Here is a 16,438-nt window from a genome sequence, read left to right as displayed (position 1 = left end):
TATCAGCAACCGTTGGCGCGCATTTTGCCATCAATAAACTTCTTCGCGCGCGGCACATCCGATTCATCCAGGTGCTCGATGATCATCGGAATGTTCGGGTGTTTTTTGGCCAATCGCTGGAAGTAGAGGTCATAGTTCAGCTCGCCCAGCCCCGGTGCGGGCAGCTCGATCTCGCCCACCCCGCGGAAGGTGTGGCTTTCTGCGGCGCTATCGTCGCCAATATCCGAGTGTTTTTCCGACTTGTCATCGCCCGAGCGTTTTACATCTTTGGCGTGGCCGATCTTGATCTTGTCCGACAGGGCGTCAAACACCTGGTTCAGAATCTTGTCCATATCGTCGATGTTGTGCGCTTCGAAATAGTTGGTCGGATCCATCAACAATCCAAGACCCGGGTGATCCACCTCGGCGAACATGCGCAGTGTTTCCTCGACCGATCCAACGACGTTGTTGACGTAGGTTTCCAGCAGGAAAACGGAGCCGTGATCATAAGCGTGTTGCGCCAGATCCGCGATCACCGTGCGGCAGTCGTCCCAGCCCTCTTCGGTTTTGTTCTTGGGATGATGCACCCAATCACTGTCAGTATCAAAAGTGCCCGTTTCCGAAATCACATAGGGTGAGCCCAGATATTGCGCATGGGCCAGAATTTCCTTGAGCCGACCGTTGCGCTTAGTGCGTTCACCGGCGTCGGGATGCACGATGTTGGTATAGGCCGAGATACAAGAAATCGGCAGATGGTGATCGCGGAACGTGTCGCGGATGGTGCGGCATTTCTCGGCTGTGACCTGTCCATCGGTCACGTCGATGTCCTTGAAGTGCAGGTCCAGCTGCACAGTGTTGAAATCGTGGCCACGAATAACCTCGGCCGTCTTTTTCAGATCATACGGGAAATATCCCGAAAAAATTCCTGTTTGCATCATGGTAAGTTCCTCCCTCAGTCTTTGGTTAGGTCAAGCCGGACGGTCCGGCCCTTGTTGATGGATTGATAGGCTGTCTCGACCAGCGCCATTGTGCGGACGTTATCGGCGACGTTCAAAACCGGCGGTGTGCCGGTGTCGATGGCATGTTGAAGCTGTTCCATCACGCCGATGAATGCGTGGGGGAACCACATGGTGTCCCACTCGGGCGTGACCCATTTGCCATTCGTTTCGGTGATGGAATTATAAGACAGCGTCGATGCAGCCCCTGTGGGCCAGCCGATCGTGCCCTTGGCCACGCCCTTCGTGCCCTCGACGCGCCAGGTGATGGATTGATCATCGTCGTATCCCTCTTGGCGCGGTCCCGACCACACGTCCTCGGTGCTCAGCGCCATCAGGCCCGACGGAAACCGCAGCGTGGTGACAACAATGCCGTCCTCGTGGTTGAATTCCGTGCGAGGATCCGTGCGGGTCACCGTCGTGACCTCGTCCGGATCGCCAAACAGGAAACGCAGCGCGTCAAGATGGTGAACCGACATGTTCGACAACGTCAGGCGGTCATATCCTTTCAGAAACCCTTGCCAATGCGGGATCGCGTGCATGTCGATCTGCGCGAACACAGGATCGCCTAGTGCATTGCGGTCCAACAATTGCTTGAGTACCTGCATCGATTGGTCATAGCGCATGTTCTGGTTCACCGAGAGCGGCTTGCCTGCGGCACTTGCCTCGTCGCGCAGGGCGCGGGCTTCTTCCAGCGTCAGCGCCAGCGGCTTTTGCGCCAGAACGGCTTTGATGTTGGGGGACGCCAGCGCCTTGCGGATCAATTGCGGCTGCTGGTCGGGCGGATAGGCGATATCCACGATCTCGACCTCGGAATCCGCAATCAGGTCCTCGGGCGTGTCATGGACAGTGCCGATCTTCCAGCGGTCTGCGACCGCTTGGGCGTTAGCCTTTGTGCGCGACGCGATGGCGACCACCGGAAAACCCGCCTCGGCATAGGCCGCCAGATGGCATTCGGCCATGATCATGCCCGCGCCAATCGCCCCTATCTTGTACTTGCGCACCCGAATTTCGGGATCGGGCTGCACGGCAAAGTCGTTCATATTTTCCTCCCTCTTCATATTACTGCGCCACTAGAACTGCACCGGCGGGGTCAAAGAAATGCGCCCGTCCGGCATCGACAGACAGCGCCACGCTCTCTCCCGCCGAAAATCTCGGCTGTCCGCGCAGAGTCGCGCGCAATGGGGTGCCCTGTAGATCGACCGTCAGTGTCGTGAACCCGCCGAGCGGTTCAACTTCGGTGATCGTGGCACCCTGACCGGAGGCGATGCGCAGATTTTCTGGCCGCACGCCTAGGCTTTCTGCGCGTGTAGGCATATTCGGAACCTGCAAACCGGATGCCAGCCCCATCGGAACCACGTTCATCGCAGGTGCCCCCAGCATCGACGCCACATAGGTGGAATTGGGGTGGCGATACAGGTCTTCGGGCTTGCCGGTCTGGCGCACCTTGCCGTTCTCGAAAATTGCCATGCTGTCAGCGACCGACATCGCTTCTTCCTGATCGTGGGTCACATAGACCAGCGTCTTGCCCATCTGCTGCTGAATGCGGCGCAACTCGACGCGGGTTTCTTCCCGCAGGCGGGCGTCCAGCGCCGAAATCGGGTCGTCCATCAGATAGGCCACCGGATCACGCACCAACGCACGCGCAATCGCCACGCGCTGCCGCTCGCCGCCGGAAAGCTGGGCGGGCGGCTTGTGCAGGATGTGACCGATGTGCAGCTTGTCGGTTACATCCGTCACCCGCGCGGCAATCGTTTGTGGGTCGATGCGCCGTTCGACCAGTGGAAAACGGATGTTCTTCAACGCGGTCATATGCGGGAACAGCGCAAGGTTCTGAAACACCATCGCCACGTTGCGTTTGGCGGGGCTGACGTTGGTCACAGGACGACCATCAATCAAAATCTCGCCCTCGTCGGGATGCTCGAGTCCCAGGATCAGCTTGAGGATCGTCGACTTGCCCGACAGCGGCGGGCCGAACAGGCAGAAAAACGCGTTGTCGCGGATATCGAGTGTGACGTTGTCCACGGCCACGGTGTCGCCAAACCGCTTGGTCACATTGCGAAAGGAAATCGAAGCCATCAGAGCGCCCCTTGTGTTGCGGAATCAAACAGACGCGCATCGCTTGCGGCGACGGAAAAGCGGAACAGCTCTCCCTGATCGGGATGCGGTGTTTCGCTGTCCAGCACGGCTTTGGCGCGGCGTGCGCCTGCGTCAAGGTGCAGAATGGTGCGCGCGCCGATCCGCTCGACTGTGACAATGCGCATCTCCAATGGTCCATTGGGATCGGGATGCACCTGTTCGGGTCTGAAACCGAACAGAACGTCGCCGCCCTGCCCCGTTGTCACCGGCCCGGAATGCCCCGCAGACCCCAGATCAATCACATTGCCGGTGTCGCCACCAGTGACGGTTCCGCTTAGCAGGTTCATCCCCGGCGCCCCGATAAATTGCGCCACAAACGTGTCGACAGGGTTGTTATAGACCTCAAGTGGCGTGCCCACCTGCAACAGCTTGCCATGGTCCATCACGGCAATCCTGTCGGCCATGGTCATCGCTTCCAACTGGTCGTGGGTCACATAAACCATCGTCTGTTTGAACTGGCGTTGCAGCGCCTTCAGCTCGGACCGCATGACCGCCCGAAACGCCGCGTCCACATTCGACAGCGGCTCGTCCAGCAAAAAGATGGCCGGTTCCACAACCGCAGAGCGCCCGATGGCCAGGCGTTGCAGGATGTTCACCGACAGCCCCGCCGCCTTGCGGTCCAGCATCGGGCTAAGCTGCAACAGTTCGGCCATCTCACCGACACGGCGGGTGATCTCGGATTTCGAAACGCCCTGCGCCTTCAATCCATAAGCCAGATTGTCGCGCACCGTCATATGCGTGAAGATGGCATAGTTCTGGAACACGAACCCGACACCGCGTTTCGCCATGGGCACATCATTCATATTGCGCCCGTCAAATCGGATGTCGCCGTGTGAGGGCGTCAGCATGCCTGCGATCATGTTCATCGTGGTCGACTTGCCACAACCGGACGGCCCCAGCAGTGCTACAAACTCGCCGTCGCCGATGGTCAGGTCCATGTTGGCAAGGGCGGTAAAATCACCGAAATCCTTGCCCAGGTTCTGCATCACAATCTCGGTCATTACGCGTTCCTCATTTTCTTGATCGCCAGCGCCGAGACAACGGACAGGATGATCAGAATGGCCAGCGCAATCGCCGCGACATACCCCCAGATCAGCTCTTGCTGGGTGACCTTGTAGATATAGATAGAGATGGTTTCGGTCGCCACGCCGGGGCCGCCGCTGGTCATGATGTAGAAGTTGTCAAAGACCTTGAAGTTCTCGATCACGCGGATCGCGATGGCGATAATGATGATCGTCTTCATCCGTGGCAGCACGATGGTAAAGAACCGGCGAGGCCATGAAGCACCCAGCAAGACAGCTGCCATTTGCTGATCCTGCGGGACAGAAACCATGCCCGCCAGTAAGATCAGGAACATCAGCGGCGTCCACTGCCAAATGTCCGACACGATCACTGCGAAAAGTGCCAGATCGGGGTCAGCCAGCCAGGCGATTGTGACCGGACGGCCCGCGAACAACGACAGGATATCGTTCACCGGCCCGCCGGACTGGAATAGCATGAAGAACATGTATCCGGCCACCGCAGGCACAACCATCATCGGCACCAGTATGGTTGAGTAGAGGACCCGCTTGCCGCGAAAATCATCCACGAAAAGGATGGCTAGCCCAAGCCCCAGCAGGAATTGCACCGGAACACAGAAGACCATCACGATGAACGTCCGCCACAGCGCCGACAGGAATCGCGGGTCGTTCGCCAGATCGGCATAGTTCAGCAGTCCGATCCACAGCTCGTAGGCGCGGTACCACGGAATGCCATCCAACGGGGACCAGTCAGTCAGCGAGATATAGACCTGCATCAAGATTGGAAACAGCGCGATGAACAGCACCAGAAGTTGCGCAGGCAGCGTCAGCCAAAAGCCAAGGCGCTTTTGCTCGGCACCGGTTTCTTGGGGCATGTCGGCAGCCAGATGCGCGGTATCGTTTGTCATATCGGTCATTCTTTCAACGCTCCGAATGTCAGGCCGCGCACCAGTTGTTTCTGGATGGCGATGCCCATGATTACGGGCGGTACGGCTGCAATCAGCCCCAGTGCGGCCTTGGCACCATAAAGCTGGCCGGTCATCGAAGACGATAGCGAGGCCATGTAGACGGGAATGGTCACCCAGTCCCGCGTCGTCAAAAGCAACGCGATCAGATAGTCGGACCAGTTGAGGATAAAGACAAACAGCGCAGATGAGGCCAGCGCGGGGCGCATCATCGGCAATGTGATCTTGAGAAACACCCGCCAGCGCGAACACCCCTCGACCAGTGCGGCATCTTCAATCTCGCGGGGCAGATCGTCGAAAAACGTCTTCATCAGCCAGAAACTGAAGGGCATCGTCACAATCCCGTAAATCAGCGCCAGACCGTACCATGTGTCAATCAGCCCGAGAAACGCCCACATGATCATCACGGGGATCATCACTGCCATCGGGGGAAAAATCCGCAATTGGATCAACGCCAGCGGGAGATTGCCCCCCGACCCAAAGCGCGACAGCCCGTATGCCGCAGACGTGCCCGCAACCATCGCAATCATAGTGCCAAATGTGGCGGCCAGCAGTGACGCAAGTATCGGACGCCCCGCCGAGCGTTCCAGCGCGGCAATGAAATCCGAACGGCTGTCACCAAAAATAAAGCGGAAGTTGTCGAGCGTCGGAGCCTTGGGCCACCATGTCAGGTCGGCACCTGATGCCTGCCATTCCGCGATCGGCTTAAAGGCCATCGAGATCATCCAGATGGTCGGGATCAGCGATATGGCCAAAAACGTAAAGATCGCGGCGTAGCGAAAAATTTCCAGAGAAAGTGTGCGTTTCATCGGGTTACTTCAATCGGGGGAATTGGAGGGGCCGCCGGTTATGGCAACCCCGTTCAGACGGCGTGTCTTAGCTGGCGACAGGGTCCATGACGGTTGGCCATGCGGCCTTGTTCGCCTTGATCGCCTCGATCAGCTTGTCCTCTCCCACCCGTCTGGCGATGCGTTGCCACTGACGTTCGGTGTTGGCCATCGCGTCTTCGGCAGACATGCTTCCGGTCAGCGCGGCCATCAGGTTTTCGTCCAGCGCGTTATGAAAGGCCGTCGCACCGGGATAGTTGATGGTGGGCACCGTGCGCTTCACACTCTCGCGGACCATGTCCATATGGTAATCGTGATAGGTTTCGCGCACCAAAGGATCGGCAAAGTTCGCCAGTTGGAAGGGATCGAAATAGCCACCCGGGTTGGCGGTCATCCAAGAATAGATCCGGCTTGACCCCAACCACTGCAACAGCAGATATGCCGCTTCGGGATGCTCGGACTGCGACGACACACAGGCCGTCAGGTTCAGCCACAAAACGGTGCGCGCCGCGATGCCATCGTCGTGTTCACGACCGGGCGGCAGGTGGGTGCCGACCTTGCCCGTGACTTTAGATGCTTCGTTGGCGGCGTTGTCCAGAAACTTGGGCAGGTTCGAGAATGCGCAGGTCATTGCCGCGCCACCGTTGCCAAAGTTGCCGTATTGCTCGGGCCAGCCCCACGAAATCGCGTCGGGGGAATGGTGGCTGAGGCTGTCAATGTATTCCAGCGTCGCGGCCCAGCCTGCCTCGGAATTGATCAATGCTGTGCCGTCGTCTGCAAACAGGAACTGGTTGGGCGACCCCATAGACACATAGCGTTGATACCAGTTGGTATAGCCCCACCCCTGATTGCGCAGATCGGTCGAGCCGAACAGCCCCTGATCGGGCCGATGAAAAAAGGCCGCGATTTCATCGTGCTGTTTCCACGTCGTGGGCGGAGCAAGCTCATAGCCGTACTGGTCTGCAAAAGCTTTTTGCTCTGCCGGATCGTTGAACAGATCGGTGCGGTGGTTCCATGTCTGAAAGTCGCCGTCCAAAGACACGCCGTAGACCGAACCACGATATTCGTTTAGTAAGGAGACGCCCTGCGCGCCGTTCACATAGCCGCGTTTGACATCGTCCCATTCGGGTTTATGTTCTGCAACAAAGTCGTCCAGCGATACGATGCCGCCGGTTTCGGCAAGGTCGCCCAGCCGGTTCCACTCAACGGCATAGATGTCAAAGCCGCCGCCTTTGGTCGAAACATCCTGCATGACCTTGGTGAATTCCTGACCGTTCGGCACGCCGACGATATCCAGCGTAATGCCGGTCTCTTGCTCCCACAGGTCCTTGACGGAAGGCGCGCCTTCGGGGAACGGCTGCGTGATCTGGCCGATCGAGCCATCCGACAGTCCAAGCACAATACGCGCCGGCGCCTTGCCAGCCGCCTTCAGCGCCTTGACCGCTTCGACAGCGCGGCCTTCAGGGGTATCGGGGCCGTATTGATAACGCTCGGCCCCCGCAAAGCCTGTCGGTCCACCGATCATGCCATTGGAAAGTCCGGTGGACGCTTGGGCACGGTCAGCACGCAGGATAAAAGGTGAGGAGACTGCGACAAGCGCAGTGGTTTTGACGGCAGCCGAAAGCAGTCGGCGCCGCGTGAAACGCGGTTGATTGGTCATTGTTCCCTCCCAGGTCACGCCCCTTCCGGACGTGTTTTCAATGAACGCTATGAAGCACCGGAGCCGCCATCACCCACAATCATCAAAATATATCATTTTCCATCATTTTCACTAAAATGACATGGCAAGGAAAGACAAACGTCAGAAATATCGGCTTTCGCCGCTCTAAATGATTGCATCACGTCAACAAAATGATGTGAAATGATTGGAAGAGCTTAAGGGGAACGACAATGCGCACAACAGTTTCAGAGATTGCACGAGAGGCCGGCGTGTCCCCCGCAACGGTTGACCGCGTCCTAAACGAACGCGAAGGCGTGCGCCCCCGCACCCGAGAAATCGTGATGCAGATCGCGCGCAGGCTGGGGTATTTTGGACCACAAGAAGATACAACAACGGACACACAATTGCGGCTGGATTTTGTCCTGCCCGCTGGAAGCAACAGCTTTGTGCGCACGTTGAAAAAATACCTGCTGGAAGAAAGCCGCGGCCGGGCCGATGTAACGGCAAACATCCACGAGATCGAGGGTTTTGACCCCGACCGTCTTTCTGCCAAGCTGACTGATCTTCGTGGGCACACGGATGCCGTGGGACTGATTGCACTGGATCATCCGCAGGTGCGCGAGGCGATCAACGACCTGACCAAATCCGGCGTGCGGGTCGGCACGCTGGTGTCGGATATCCGCTCTGTTGACAAGATCGGCTATGTTGGCGTCGACAACCGCGCTGCAGGGCGACTTGCTGGTTTTCTTTTGGGGCGCTTCTTGCCGCGTGGTCCGCACAATATCGCCGTGTTCATAGGGTCGCTTGCCTATCGTGGTCATGAGGAACGCGAGATGGGGTTCCGGTCGATCCTCTCCGAGGAATTTCCTGAAATGCGGATCATAGGCACCGCCGAAGTCAGTGATGACCGTGATCTGGCGTACTCAGAGACCATGAGGTTTCTGGATCAAGGCAATATTTCTGGCATTTACAACATCGGATCAGGAAATCAGGGCATCGCACAGGCGTTGCGTGAAACACGGGGCAAGCGCAAGATTGCTTTCATCGGCCACGACTTGACCGACGCCACCCGATTGATGCTGCTTGACCGGACGATGGACGCAGTGATCGACCAGAACCCGAGGGTCGAAGCCCGTGAGATCATTCGCCTCTTGGCCTCTTCGGTTAAAGGATCAACTGAACCGGAGTTTCTACCTCGGCTGCAGGTGGTGTTCCGCGAGAATATTCCGGCAAACTGATCCGGTGCTCCGTCGCCTAAAGCGTCCGACGCAAAACTTGAATCGAAAGGGATTCCCTTGAGGCTTCAACTGTGATTCATCCAGTTTGGGAGGATGGATCATGTCAGCACCTTTGCCAGATGCGCTACGGGCGCGGTTCCAGAAGTTGATTGAAGAAGGGTTTAGCGGGCGCGCGGCGGCGTTGCGGTTGAAGCTGTCCCCTGCGACAGGCGCGCGTTGGGGGTTTGCGATCCGGCGAACTGGACAAGCAAAAGCCGCACCCCAGGGCCGCCCCCGCGGCAAGGGTAAGCTTGATCCGCATCGGTCGTTTCTCGTCGAACTGATAGAGCAGGACGGCGACATAACCATGCCTGAACTGGCCGGTGCTCTGTCGGATGCAACCGGCGTACAGGCGCACCCTGATGCGATTGGCCGATTTCTGCGCAAGCTTGGCTTTACGTACAAAAAAAGACGCTGGTCGCCACCGAGCGCCGCCGCGCACGTGTAAAGAAACAACGTGAAGACTGGTTCATCCATCGTCTGCCAGCCGTTTCGGCTAAGCCAGACCATGTTGTGTTCATTGACGAAACTTCGGTCAAAACCAACCTGACTCGACAGCGCGGATGGTCGCAGCGCGGCGAACGCCTCGTCATGGATGCCCCTTTCGGCAGTTGGGGCACACAGACCTTCATCGCGGGTCTCAGTGCCGATGCCTTGCTCGCGCCATGGGTCATCAAAGGCGCGATGGATGGCGAAGCCTTTGCCGCCTACGTCGAACAAGTGCTGGTGCCAGAGCTGGAACCAGGCACTGTTGTCATCCTGGACAATCTTGCCACGCACAAGAATGCCGCCGCTGCCAAAGCCATGCGCGAAGCCGGATGCTGGTTCCTGTTCCTGCCGCCCTACAGCCCCGACCTGAACCCAATTGAAATGGCGTTCTCCAAACTCAAAGCACACCTGCGCAGGATCGGCGCTCGAACATTCACAGATATGTTCCACGCCCTCACAGAAATCTGCGATCTATTCTCGCCAGAAGAATGCTGGAACTACTTTAAGGCTGCCGGATATGTCTCAGGTTAAAAGTCGGTTGCTTTAATCCGGCCCCAACTCACCCCAGGCTTGCAGTCTGCGGTCGATGGTCTTGCGTGACACGCCCAAGCGCCGCGCCGCCTCGGCGCGGTTACCGTTACACAGATCCAGCATGTGCAGCATGTGTCGCTGAATCACCAGATCCAGCTCTTCGATGGCCCGCGCCCCCGCAACCGATCCCTGCCCCGAAAACTCGTCGGGGAAAAACCCGAGGATCACCGAGCGCTCGATCAGATTGCGCAGTTCGCGCACGTTGCCAGGCCAGTCGTAGCGGCGCAGCTTTAGCAAGGTGTCGTCGTCCAACCGCAGCGCAGGCATGCCCAGAACGGTCGAAAACTGCTCCATGAACAATGCCGCCAACTCAACAATGTCTTCCGAGCGATCCCTGAGCGGCGGCATCTCGATCTTGACCACGTTGATCCGGTGATACAGGTCGGCGCGAAAACGGCCCTCGGCCACTGCCTTTTCCAGATCGGCGTTGGTGGCGAACAAAAACCGCAGGTCCAGCGGAATCTCGCGCTCGGCCCCTTGCGGGCGGATACGCTGGTCTTCCAGCACACGCAGCAACGCGGCCTGCAAGGGTTCGGGCATCTGCGCCACTTCGTCCAGAAACAGCGTTCCCCCGTCGGCCAATAGCAACAAGCCGGGCTTGAGCGTCGCATCCCCCTCGACCGAGCCGAACAGCTCGGGCACGATGCGGTCGGGCGCAATGGCCGCGCAATTCACTGGCACGAATGCCTTGTCGGCACGGGGCGACATCTGGTGCAACTGCCGCGCCGCCAGTTCCTTGCCTGTGCCGCTGGCGCCGGTGAACAGCACCGGCGTCGGCAGCGGGGCCAGCCGTTTCAACAGCGTGCGCACCGCATTCAGTGCGGGCGATTTGCCCAGCATCCGCACCGTGCTGCCTGCGTGCAGTTCGCGCCGCAACAGCGTGTTGTCGCGGCGCAGGTTCTTGCGGTCCAGCGTGCGCGACACAGCACCCAGAATCTGGTTGGTTCGGAACGGTTTAAGGATGAAATCGCTAACGCCCGCGCGCAACGCGGCGATCGCGGTTTCCAGATCGGCATAGGCGGTGATCAGAATGGTGTCGGCGTAAAACCCCTTGCGGCGCTGTTCCTCGACCCATTCCAGACCGGTTTTGCCCGGCATGATGTTGTCCAGCACCACAACATCAAAATGTGTCTTGTCCAGCAGCTGCGTCGCCTCGGCGGGTGAAGCGGCCTGCGCAACCCGTTTCACCCGTGGCTCAAGCATCTTGACCAGAAAATTCCGCATACCGGGCTCGTCGTCGATTACCAGCACCGACGCGCCTGCAAGCGTGCCGCCGTATTCATCACCCGCCATTGTTTACCCCCGCGTCAGTCCAGTCTGACGTTTTCACCGGAATAAACCTCTTGCGAGGAAAAGCCCATCTCGTGCAGGGCGAAATAGGCCACGACGCCGATCACAATGACCCCTGCAAAGCCTGCAAACATGATTTTCATGGCCTGTCTCCTGTTGCCTGCGCTCCAAGTGGCGTCATTCCGCCGGACTCCGGCGTTCGTTTTCTCTGACCTTTTCCAGCCAGATCGAATGGTGCTGTTCGGCCCAGTTCTCGTCAACCTCGCCGTCGCCCATCGCATCATAGGCGCCTTCCATGCCCAGCGTACCAATATAGATGTGGCCAAGGATGATCGCCATCATGACAAACCCGACAATGGCATGCCACAGCTGCGCATATTGCATTTCCTCTTGTGGGGCCAGATCGACGGGCAGCGCGCCAAAGCCGATGGCCTGGGGCAATCCGGTGTCGTTCAGGAACGCAAAAGTATGCCCGAACAACGGCAGATCATATGGAAACAACAGCGACAATCCCGAGGCAGAGGCAGACGCGCCCAGCACGATCACCGACCAGAAGATCAGCTTTTGACCTGCGTTGAACTTTTTGGCGGGCGGGTGTTTCTTGCCAACCAGACCACCGCCATAGCGCAGCCACGTCAGGTCGGTGCGGTCGGGCAGATTGTGCCAGACCCACATCACGAACACCATCACCAGCGCGATCATGAACGCCCACGAGACGTTGTCGTGAATGAACTTGGAACCGGTTAACAGGACCGAATTGATTTCGTGGCCAAAGGTGGGAATAAGCACTTTGCGCCCGAACAGCGTCAGCAATCCGGTCAGCCCCAGCAGGATGAACGACCCTGCGAGCATCCAGTGTGCAAAGCGTTCGATCGCCTTGAACCGCGTCACGGTGCGTCCCGTCTTGCCGCCGTCAATTCGCACGCGGCCGCGTATCAGAAAGAACACCGCCAGCACGGCCAGCGTGGCCACCAGCAGCCAGCCGCCATAGGTGGCCAACGGCCCCTGCCGCACCTGTTGCCACCACATGCCGCCGTCCTGCACCAGCACTTTGCCGCGCTGGTCCATCGTGCTCACCGTCACGTCGGCCTCGTTATAGCGCAGCGCGCGCCATTGGTCAGAGTCCGACGCGTCACCCAACGGGCCCAAACCCGGTGCGGTTATTGCATCGCCACCAACGTTATTGCGTCGAAAACTGTCGTCGATTTCGATGCCTTGCTGGCGGCGCAGAACGTCGCCCAGTGTTTGTGCCCCGCCGGTCGAACTGCGTTCGGGTACGATAACCTCGGCACTGCCGGGCGGGCGCACGTCTTGTGCGGATGCAATGCCGGGCATAGTCAGCACAGCAAGAATGAATAGTGCCATCAGCGGGCGCAACATGGGAAATCCCCCGTCATGAAATACGGTAAGGCGGCGGCCCGCCGCGAACGGGGGCCGCCAATCCTGTCATTGGCACGCGCGCATCGCCCGTGCCACTTTGGTTACTGGCCGCCCTTCATTTCGTAGGCGGTGCCCCAACCCCAGGCGCCGGAGCCGAAACCACGGGCCACCACACGTTCGCGGTAGATGTCCGAGACCATGTCGCCGTCACCGGCAAGCAAGGCCTTGGTCGAACACATCTCGGCGCAAATTGGCAATTTGCCCTCTGCGATCCGGTTGCGCCCGTACTTCTGGAACTCGGCCTGCGAGTTGTTTTCTTCGGGACCACCGGCGCAGAAGGTACATTTGTCCATCTTGCCACGCGACCCGAAGTTGCCCGCCTGTGGGTACTGCGGCGCACCAAATGGGCACGCGTAGAAACAGTAACCACAGCCAATGCACAGATCCTTGGAGTGCAGAACCACACCTTCGTCGGTCTGGTAAAAACAGTCCACCGGACAGACGGCCATACAGGGCGCGTCCGAGCAGTGCATACAGGCGACCGAAATCGAGCGTTCGCCCGGCAGGCCGTCCTGAATGGTCACAACCCGACGGCGGTTGATGCCCCAAGGCACCTCGTGCTCGTTCTTACAGGCCGTGACACAGGCGTTGCATTCGATGCAGCGTTCGGCATCGCAGAGAAATTTTGATCTAGCCATTCTCTTGTCTCCTTACGCGGGCATGATTTTGCAAAGAGTCGCTTTGGTCTCTTGCATCTGAGTGACCGAGTCGTAGCCGTAGGTCTGCACGGTGTTTGTGCTTTCCCCCAGTACGATCGGATCGGCACCTTCGGGATATTTGTCCCGCAGGCTGACGCCTTCCATGTGACCACCAAAGTGGAACGGCATAAAGGCAACGCCCTCGCCGACCCGCTCGGTGACCATGGCCTGCACCTTGATCCGCCCGCCTTCCGGCCCCTCGACCCAGACATCGGCACCATCACGCACACCAAGGTTGTTGGCGTCGCGTGTGTTGATCTCGATGAACATGGTCTGCTGCAATTCGGCCAGCCACGGGTTCGACCGCGTCTCGTCCCCGCCGCCCTCGTATTCGACCAAACGGCCCGAGGTCAGGATAATCGGGAACTCTTTGGAAAAGTCGTTCTTCTGGATCGACGCATACAGCGTCGGAACCCGCCAGAACGATTTGTCCTCGTAGGTCGGATAGTCTTCGACCAAATCGCGACGGTTGGTGTACAGCGGCTCGCGGTGCAGCGGCACTGGGTCGGGGAAGGTCCAGACCACACAACGTGCCTTGGCGTTGCCAAAAGGCGCACACCCGTGGGCAATCGCAACCCGCTGGATGCCACCCGACAGGTCGGTTTTCCAGTTCACGCCGCCGACCTTTTCGTTGTAGTCCGACGGGATGTCGCCCTGTTGCGATGTCTCGCCAACCTCGGTGCTGCCTTCGTCCGAGTTTTCGGGCTTTTGATAGCCTGCGACCATTTCGATCGACTGGCGTTCATCTGCCGTCAGGTCGCCATCCCACCCAAGGTCGATCAGCATCTGCATGGTAAACTCGGGATAGCCATCCTGAATTTCCGAGCCTTTGGAATAAACCCCTTCGGCCAGCAGATTTTCACCGTCACGTTCCACACCGAAACGGGCTCGGAAGGTCAGACCGCCTTCGGCCACTGGCAGGGACATATCGTACAGGTTCGCCGTGCCGGGGTGGTTCATCTCGGGCGTGCCCCAGCTGGGCCACGGCAAGCCGTAGAAATCACCATCCGCCGGACCGCCAACGGCCCGCAACGTGGTCTTGTCAAAGGTGTGCTGGTTTTCCATGTGCATCTTCAGCCGTTCCGGGCTTTGCCCGGTATAGCCGATGGTCCACATGCCGCGGTTGAACTCGCGGGTCAGATCCTCGACCAGCGGTTCTTCTCCGTTCACCTCGATATTGCGGAACATACGATCCGCAAAGCCGAACTTGGTGGCGAACTTGTGCAGGATCGTGTGATCGGGCAGAGATTCAAACAGCGGCTCGACCACCTTTTCACGCCATTGCAGTGACCGGTTGGACGCGGTGACAGAACCCGAGGTTTCGAACTGCGTCGACGCCGGCAACAGATAGGTGTTGTCGGTGCGGTCATGCAGAACAGCGGAAACAGTGGGGTACGGATCGACCACGACCAGCAGGTCGAGCTTTTCCATCGCCGTTTTCATTTCCTTTTGACGGGTCTGCGAGTTGGGCGCGTGACCCCACAGCACCATTGCTTTGGTATTATCGGGTTGTTCAAGGTTCTCGCGGGCTTCCAGAACACCGTCAATCCAACGCGAAACGGGAATACCCGTCAGCCCCATCATGGCCTTGTCCTTGCCATCGGCACCCTTGAGCGTGTCGAACCGGCCCTTGAGCCAGTCCAGATCTTCCTCCCAGACGCGTGCCCAGTGGGCCCACGATCCGGCAGACAGACCATAATAGCCCGGCAGCGTGTCGGCCAGAACACCAAGGTCGGTCGCGCCTTGCACGTTGTCGTGGCCACGGAAGATGTTGGTGCCACCACCAGCGCGGCCCATGTTCCCCAGCGCAAGCTGAAGGATGCAATAGGCGCGGGTGTTGTTATTGCCGTTGGTGTGCTGCGTGCCACCCATACACCAGATCACGGTGCCGGGGCGGTTGTTGGCCAACGTGCGGGCCACGCGTTTCAGCTGTGCCTCGGGCACGCCTGTTACACGCTCGACCTCGTCGGGTGTCCAGTTGGCCACCTCTTTGCGGATCTCGTCCATGCCCCAGACACGGGTGCGGATGAACTCTTCATCCTCCCATTTGTTGTCAAAGATATGGTAGAGAATACCCCAAACCAACGCCACATCCGATCCGGGCCGGAAGCGGACAAACTCGTCCGCATGGGCTGCCGTGCGGGTAAAGCGCGGGTCGCAGACGATCAACGGCGCGTTGTTCTGCTCTTTGGCTTTCAGCAGGTGCTGAAGCGACACAGGGTGCGCCTCGGCGGGGTTGCCGCCAATGATGAAGATCGCCTTGGAGTTGTGAATGTCGTTGTAGCTGTTGGTCATGGCGCCATAGCCCCATGTGTTCGCAACGCCCGCAACGGTGGTCGAGTGGCAGATACGCGCCTGGTGATCGACGTTGTTGGTGCCCCAATAGGCAGCAAACTTGCGGAACAGATACGCACCTTCGTTCGAACTTTTGGCCGAACCCAGCCAGTACACGCTGTCGGGGCCGGATGTGTCGCGGATCGACATCATCTTGTCACCGATCTCGTCGATGGCCTGTTCCCAGCTGATGCGCTGCCATTCGCCTCCGACTTTTTTCATCGGATATTTCAGACGGCGTTCGCCGTGGGCATGTTCGCGCACCGATGCGCCTTTGGCACAATGCGCCCCGAGGTTGAAGGGGCTGTCCCAGCCGGGCTCTTGCCCGATCCAGACGCCATCCGACACTTCGGCGATGACCGTGCAACCCACAGAACAGTGGGTGCAGATGGATTTCTTGATCTCGATGGCGCCTGTCGCCGCTGCCGTCGCGGCAGAGGCCTGTTGTACGGTGCCGCCTGTCGCGGCAATGGCGGCCAATCCGCCGATGGCCAGTCCCGAACCGCGCAAAAACGCACGGCGGTCGATCTTGGACCGGGCCACATCTGACAGGATACTTGTCCGCTGGGGGCGTCGCGCAACCCCGTTGGTCTTTTTCCTCAACATATCTTCACTCCCTGAACGCGGGACTTGCCCCGCATCTGGTGGCTAATGGATGGCAATTTGCAGTCGGGCGTCACGCAACCAGTCGCTTCTTGCCGGTGTTGCAGGGTCCGGTACGGGCCATGCTGTTTC

The 16,438-nt window shown here is 59.0% G+C and carries 14 protein-coding genes; 2 read left to right on the top strand and 12 right to left on the bottom strand.

What is annotated here, in order from left to right; translation table 11 throughout:
- Positions 1-2 precede the first annotated feature (2 nt).
- From SULPSESMR1_RS18795 to SULPSESMR1_RS18765, 7 genes are all read right to left on the bottom strand, one after another.
- Positions 3-917: a sugar phosphate isomerase/epimerase family protein gene (locus SULPSESMR1_RS18795; RefSeq protein ID WP_089422600.1), complete on the bottom strand. Its 915-nt coding sequence runs from the start codon at positions 915-917 to the stop codon at positions 3-5.
- Positions 918-931: 14 nt separating this feature from the next.
- On the bottom strand, positions 932-2,017 hold the full coding sequence (locus SULPSESMR1_RS18790; protein ID WP_089422599.1) for a Gfo/Idh/MocA family protein: 1,086 nt from the start codon (positions 2,015-2,017) through the stop codon (positions 932-934).
- 19 nt (positions 2,018-2,036) lie between these two features.
- Positions 2,037-3,053: an ABC transporter ATP-binding protein gene (locus SULPSESMR1_RS18785; RefSeq protein WP_089422598.1), complete on the bottom strand. Its 1,017-nt coding sequence runs from the start codon at positions 3,051-3,053 to the stop codon at positions 2,037-2,039.
- Complete coding sequence (locus SULPSESMR1_RS18780) at positions 3,053-4,114, bottom strand: ABC transporter ATP-binding protein (protein WP_089422597.1); 1,062 nt, start codon at positions 4,112-4,114, stop codon at positions 3,053-3,055. Before SULPSESMR1_RS18780 ends, SULPSESMR1_RS18785 begins: the two co-directional genes overlap by 1 nt.
- Entirely contained in the window at positions 4,114-5,040 is a 927-nt protein-coding gene (locus SULPSESMR1_RS18775; protein ID WP_240311354.1) for a carbohydrate ABC transporter permease, read from the bottom strand. Before SULPSESMR1_RS18775 ends, SULPSESMR1_RS18780 begins: the two co-directional genes overlap by 1 nt.
- Positions 5,041-5,045: 5 nt before the next feature.
- Positions 5,046-5,906 (bottom strand): carbohydrate ABC transporter permease, encoded by an 861-nt coding sequence (locus SULPSESMR1_RS18770; protein ID WP_089422595.1) that lies wholly within the window; start codon positions 5,904-5,906, stop codon positions 5,046-5,048.
- Positions 5,907-5,973: 67 nt separating this feature from the next.
- Positions 5,974-7,584, bottom strand: a complete 1,611-nt coding sequence (locus SULPSESMR1_RS18765) for an extracellular solute-binding protein (RefSeq protein ID WP_089422594.1) — start codon at positions 7,582-7,584, stop codon at positions 5,974-5,976.
- A gap of 230 nt (positions 7,585-7,814) precedes the next feature.
- On the opposite strand from SULPSESMR1_RS18765, the gene SULPSESMR1_RS18760 reads away from it, so the two are divergent.
- Entirely contained in the window at positions 7,815-8,822 is a 1,008-nt protein-coding gene (locus SULPSESMR1_RS18760; RefSeq protein ID WP_089422593.1) for a LacI family DNA-binding transcriptional regulator, read from the top strand.
- A gap of 100 nt (positions 8,823-8,922) precedes the next feature.
- A protein-coding gene (locus tag SULPSESMR1_RS18755) for an IS630 family transposase (protein WP_089422485.1) occupies positions 8,923-9,881 on the top strand; the annotation gives its coding sequence in 2 pieces (ribosomal slippage) (positions 8,923-9,264 and positions 9,267-9,881; 957 coding nt in all).
- A 12-nt stretch (positions 9,882-9,893) separates the two neighbouring features.
- Here SULPSESMR1_RS18755 and SULPSESMR1_RS18750 read toward each other — a convergent pair.
- The 5 genes from SULPSESMR1_RS18750 to SULPSESMR1_RS18735 all read right to left on the bottom strand — a co-directional run bounded on the left by SULPSESMR1_RS18750 (position 9,894) and on the right by SULPSESMR1_RS18735 (position 16,309).
- Positions 9,894-11,234, bottom strand: a complete 1,341-nt coding sequence (locus tag SULPSESMR1_RS18750) for a sigma-54-dependent transcriptional regulator (RefSeq protein WP_089422592.1) — start codon at positions 11,232-11,234, stop codon at positions 9,894-9,896.
- A gap of 14 nt (positions 11,235-11,248) precedes the next feature.
- Positions 11,249-11,374: a hypothetical protein gene (locus SULPSESMR1_RS25755; protein WP_275888356.1), complete on the bottom strand. Its 126-nt coding sequence runs from the start codon at positions 11,372-11,374 to the stop codon at positions 11,249-11,251.
- A gap of 34 nt (positions 11,375-11,408) precedes the next feature.
- A complete protein-coding gene (locus SULPSESMR1_RS18745) occupies positions 11,409-12,611 on the bottom strand; it encodes a formate dehydrogenase subunit gamma (protein ID WP_089422591.1) in 1,203 nt (400 codons plus the stop codon).
- A 101-nt stretch (positions 12,612-12,712) separates the two neighbouring features.
- Complete coding sequence (gene fdh3B, locus SULPSESMR1_RS18740) at positions 12,713-13,309, bottom strand: formate dehydrogenase FDH3 subunit beta (RefSeq protein WP_089422590.1); 597 nt, start codon at positions 13,307-13,309, stop codon at positions 12,713-12,715.
- 12 nt (positions 13,310-13,321) lie between these two features.
- Positions 13,322-16,309 (bottom strand): formate dehydrogenase subunit alpha, encoded by a 2,988-nt coding sequence (locus SULPSESMR1_RS18735; RefSeq protein ID WP_089422589.1) that lies wholly within the window; start codon positions 16,307-16,309, stop codon positions 13,322-13,324.
- Between the last annotated feature and the right edge of the window lie 129 nt (positions 16,310-16,438).

The organism is Pseudosulfitobacter pseudonitzschiae, assembly GCF_002222635.1.
GTDB classification, from domain to species: domain Bacteria; phylum Pseudomonadota; class Alphaproteobacteria; order Rhodobacterales; family Rhodobacteraceae; genus Pseudosulfitobacter; species Pseudosulfitobacter pseudonitzschiae_A.
Note: the sequence above shows the minus strand (reverse complement) of the source record. Positions and strands in the feature narration are given on the sequence as shown.

Excerpts from the sequence above, each read along its gene's own strand:
- SULPSESMR1_RS18795 (WP_089422600.1), bottom strand. The coding sequence starts at position 917 with ATGATGCAAACAGGAATTTTTTCGGGATATTTCCCGTATGATCTGAAA.
- SULPSESMR1_RS18770 (WP_089422595.1), bottom strand. The coding sequence starts at position 5,906 with ATGAAACGCACACTTTCTCTGGAAATTTTTCGCTACGCCGCGATCTTT.
- SULPSESMR1_RS18780 (WP_089422597.1), bottom strand. The coding sequence starts at position 4,114 with ATGACCGAGATTGTGATGCAGAACCTGGGCAAGGATTTCGGTGATTTT.
- SULPSESMR1_RS18785 (WP_089422598.1), bottom strand. The coding sequence starts at position 3,053 with ATGGCTTCGATTTCCTTTCGCAATGTGACCAAGCGGTTTGGCGACACC.
- SULPSESMR1_RS18775 (WP_240311354.1), bottom strand. The coding sequence starts at position 5,040 with ATGACAAACGATACCGCGCATCTGGCTGCCGACATGCCCCAAGAAACC.
- SULPSESMR1_RS18760 (WP_089422593.1), top strand. The coding sequence starts at position 7,815 with ATGCGCACAACAGTTTCAGAGATTGCACGAGAGGCCGGCGTGTCCCCC.
- fdh3B (WP_089422590.1), bottom strand. The coding sequence starts at position 13,309 with ATGGCTAGATCAAAATTTCTCTGCGATGCCGAACGCTGCATCGAATGC.
- SULPSESMR1_RS18790 (WP_089422599.1), bottom strand. The coding sequence starts at position 2,017 with ATGAACGACTTTGCCGTGCAGCCCGATCCCGAAATTCGGGTGCGCAAG.
- SULPSESMR1_RS18765 (WP_089422594.1), bottom strand. The coding sequence starts at position 7,584 with ATGACCAATCAACCGCGTTTCACGCGGCGCCGACTGCTTTCGGCTGCC.
- SULPSESMR1_RS18745 (WP_089422591.1), bottom strand. The coding sequence starts at position 12,611 with ATGTTGCGCCCGCTGATGGCACTATTCATTCTTGCTGTGCTGACTATG.
- SULPSESMR1_RS25755 (WP_275888356.1), bottom strand. The coding sequence starts at position 11,374 with ATGAAAATCATGTTTGCAGGCTTTGCAGGGGTCATTGTGATCGGCGTC.
- SULPSESMR1_RS18750 (WP_089422592.1), bottom strand. The coding sequence starts at position 11,234 with ATGGCGGGTGATGAATACGGCGGCACGCTTGCAGGCGCGTCGGTGCTG.
- SULPSESMR1_RS18735 (WP_089422589.1), bottom strand. The coding sequence starts at position 16,309 with ATGTTGAGGAAAAAGACCAACGGGGTTGCGCGACGCCCCCAGCGGACA.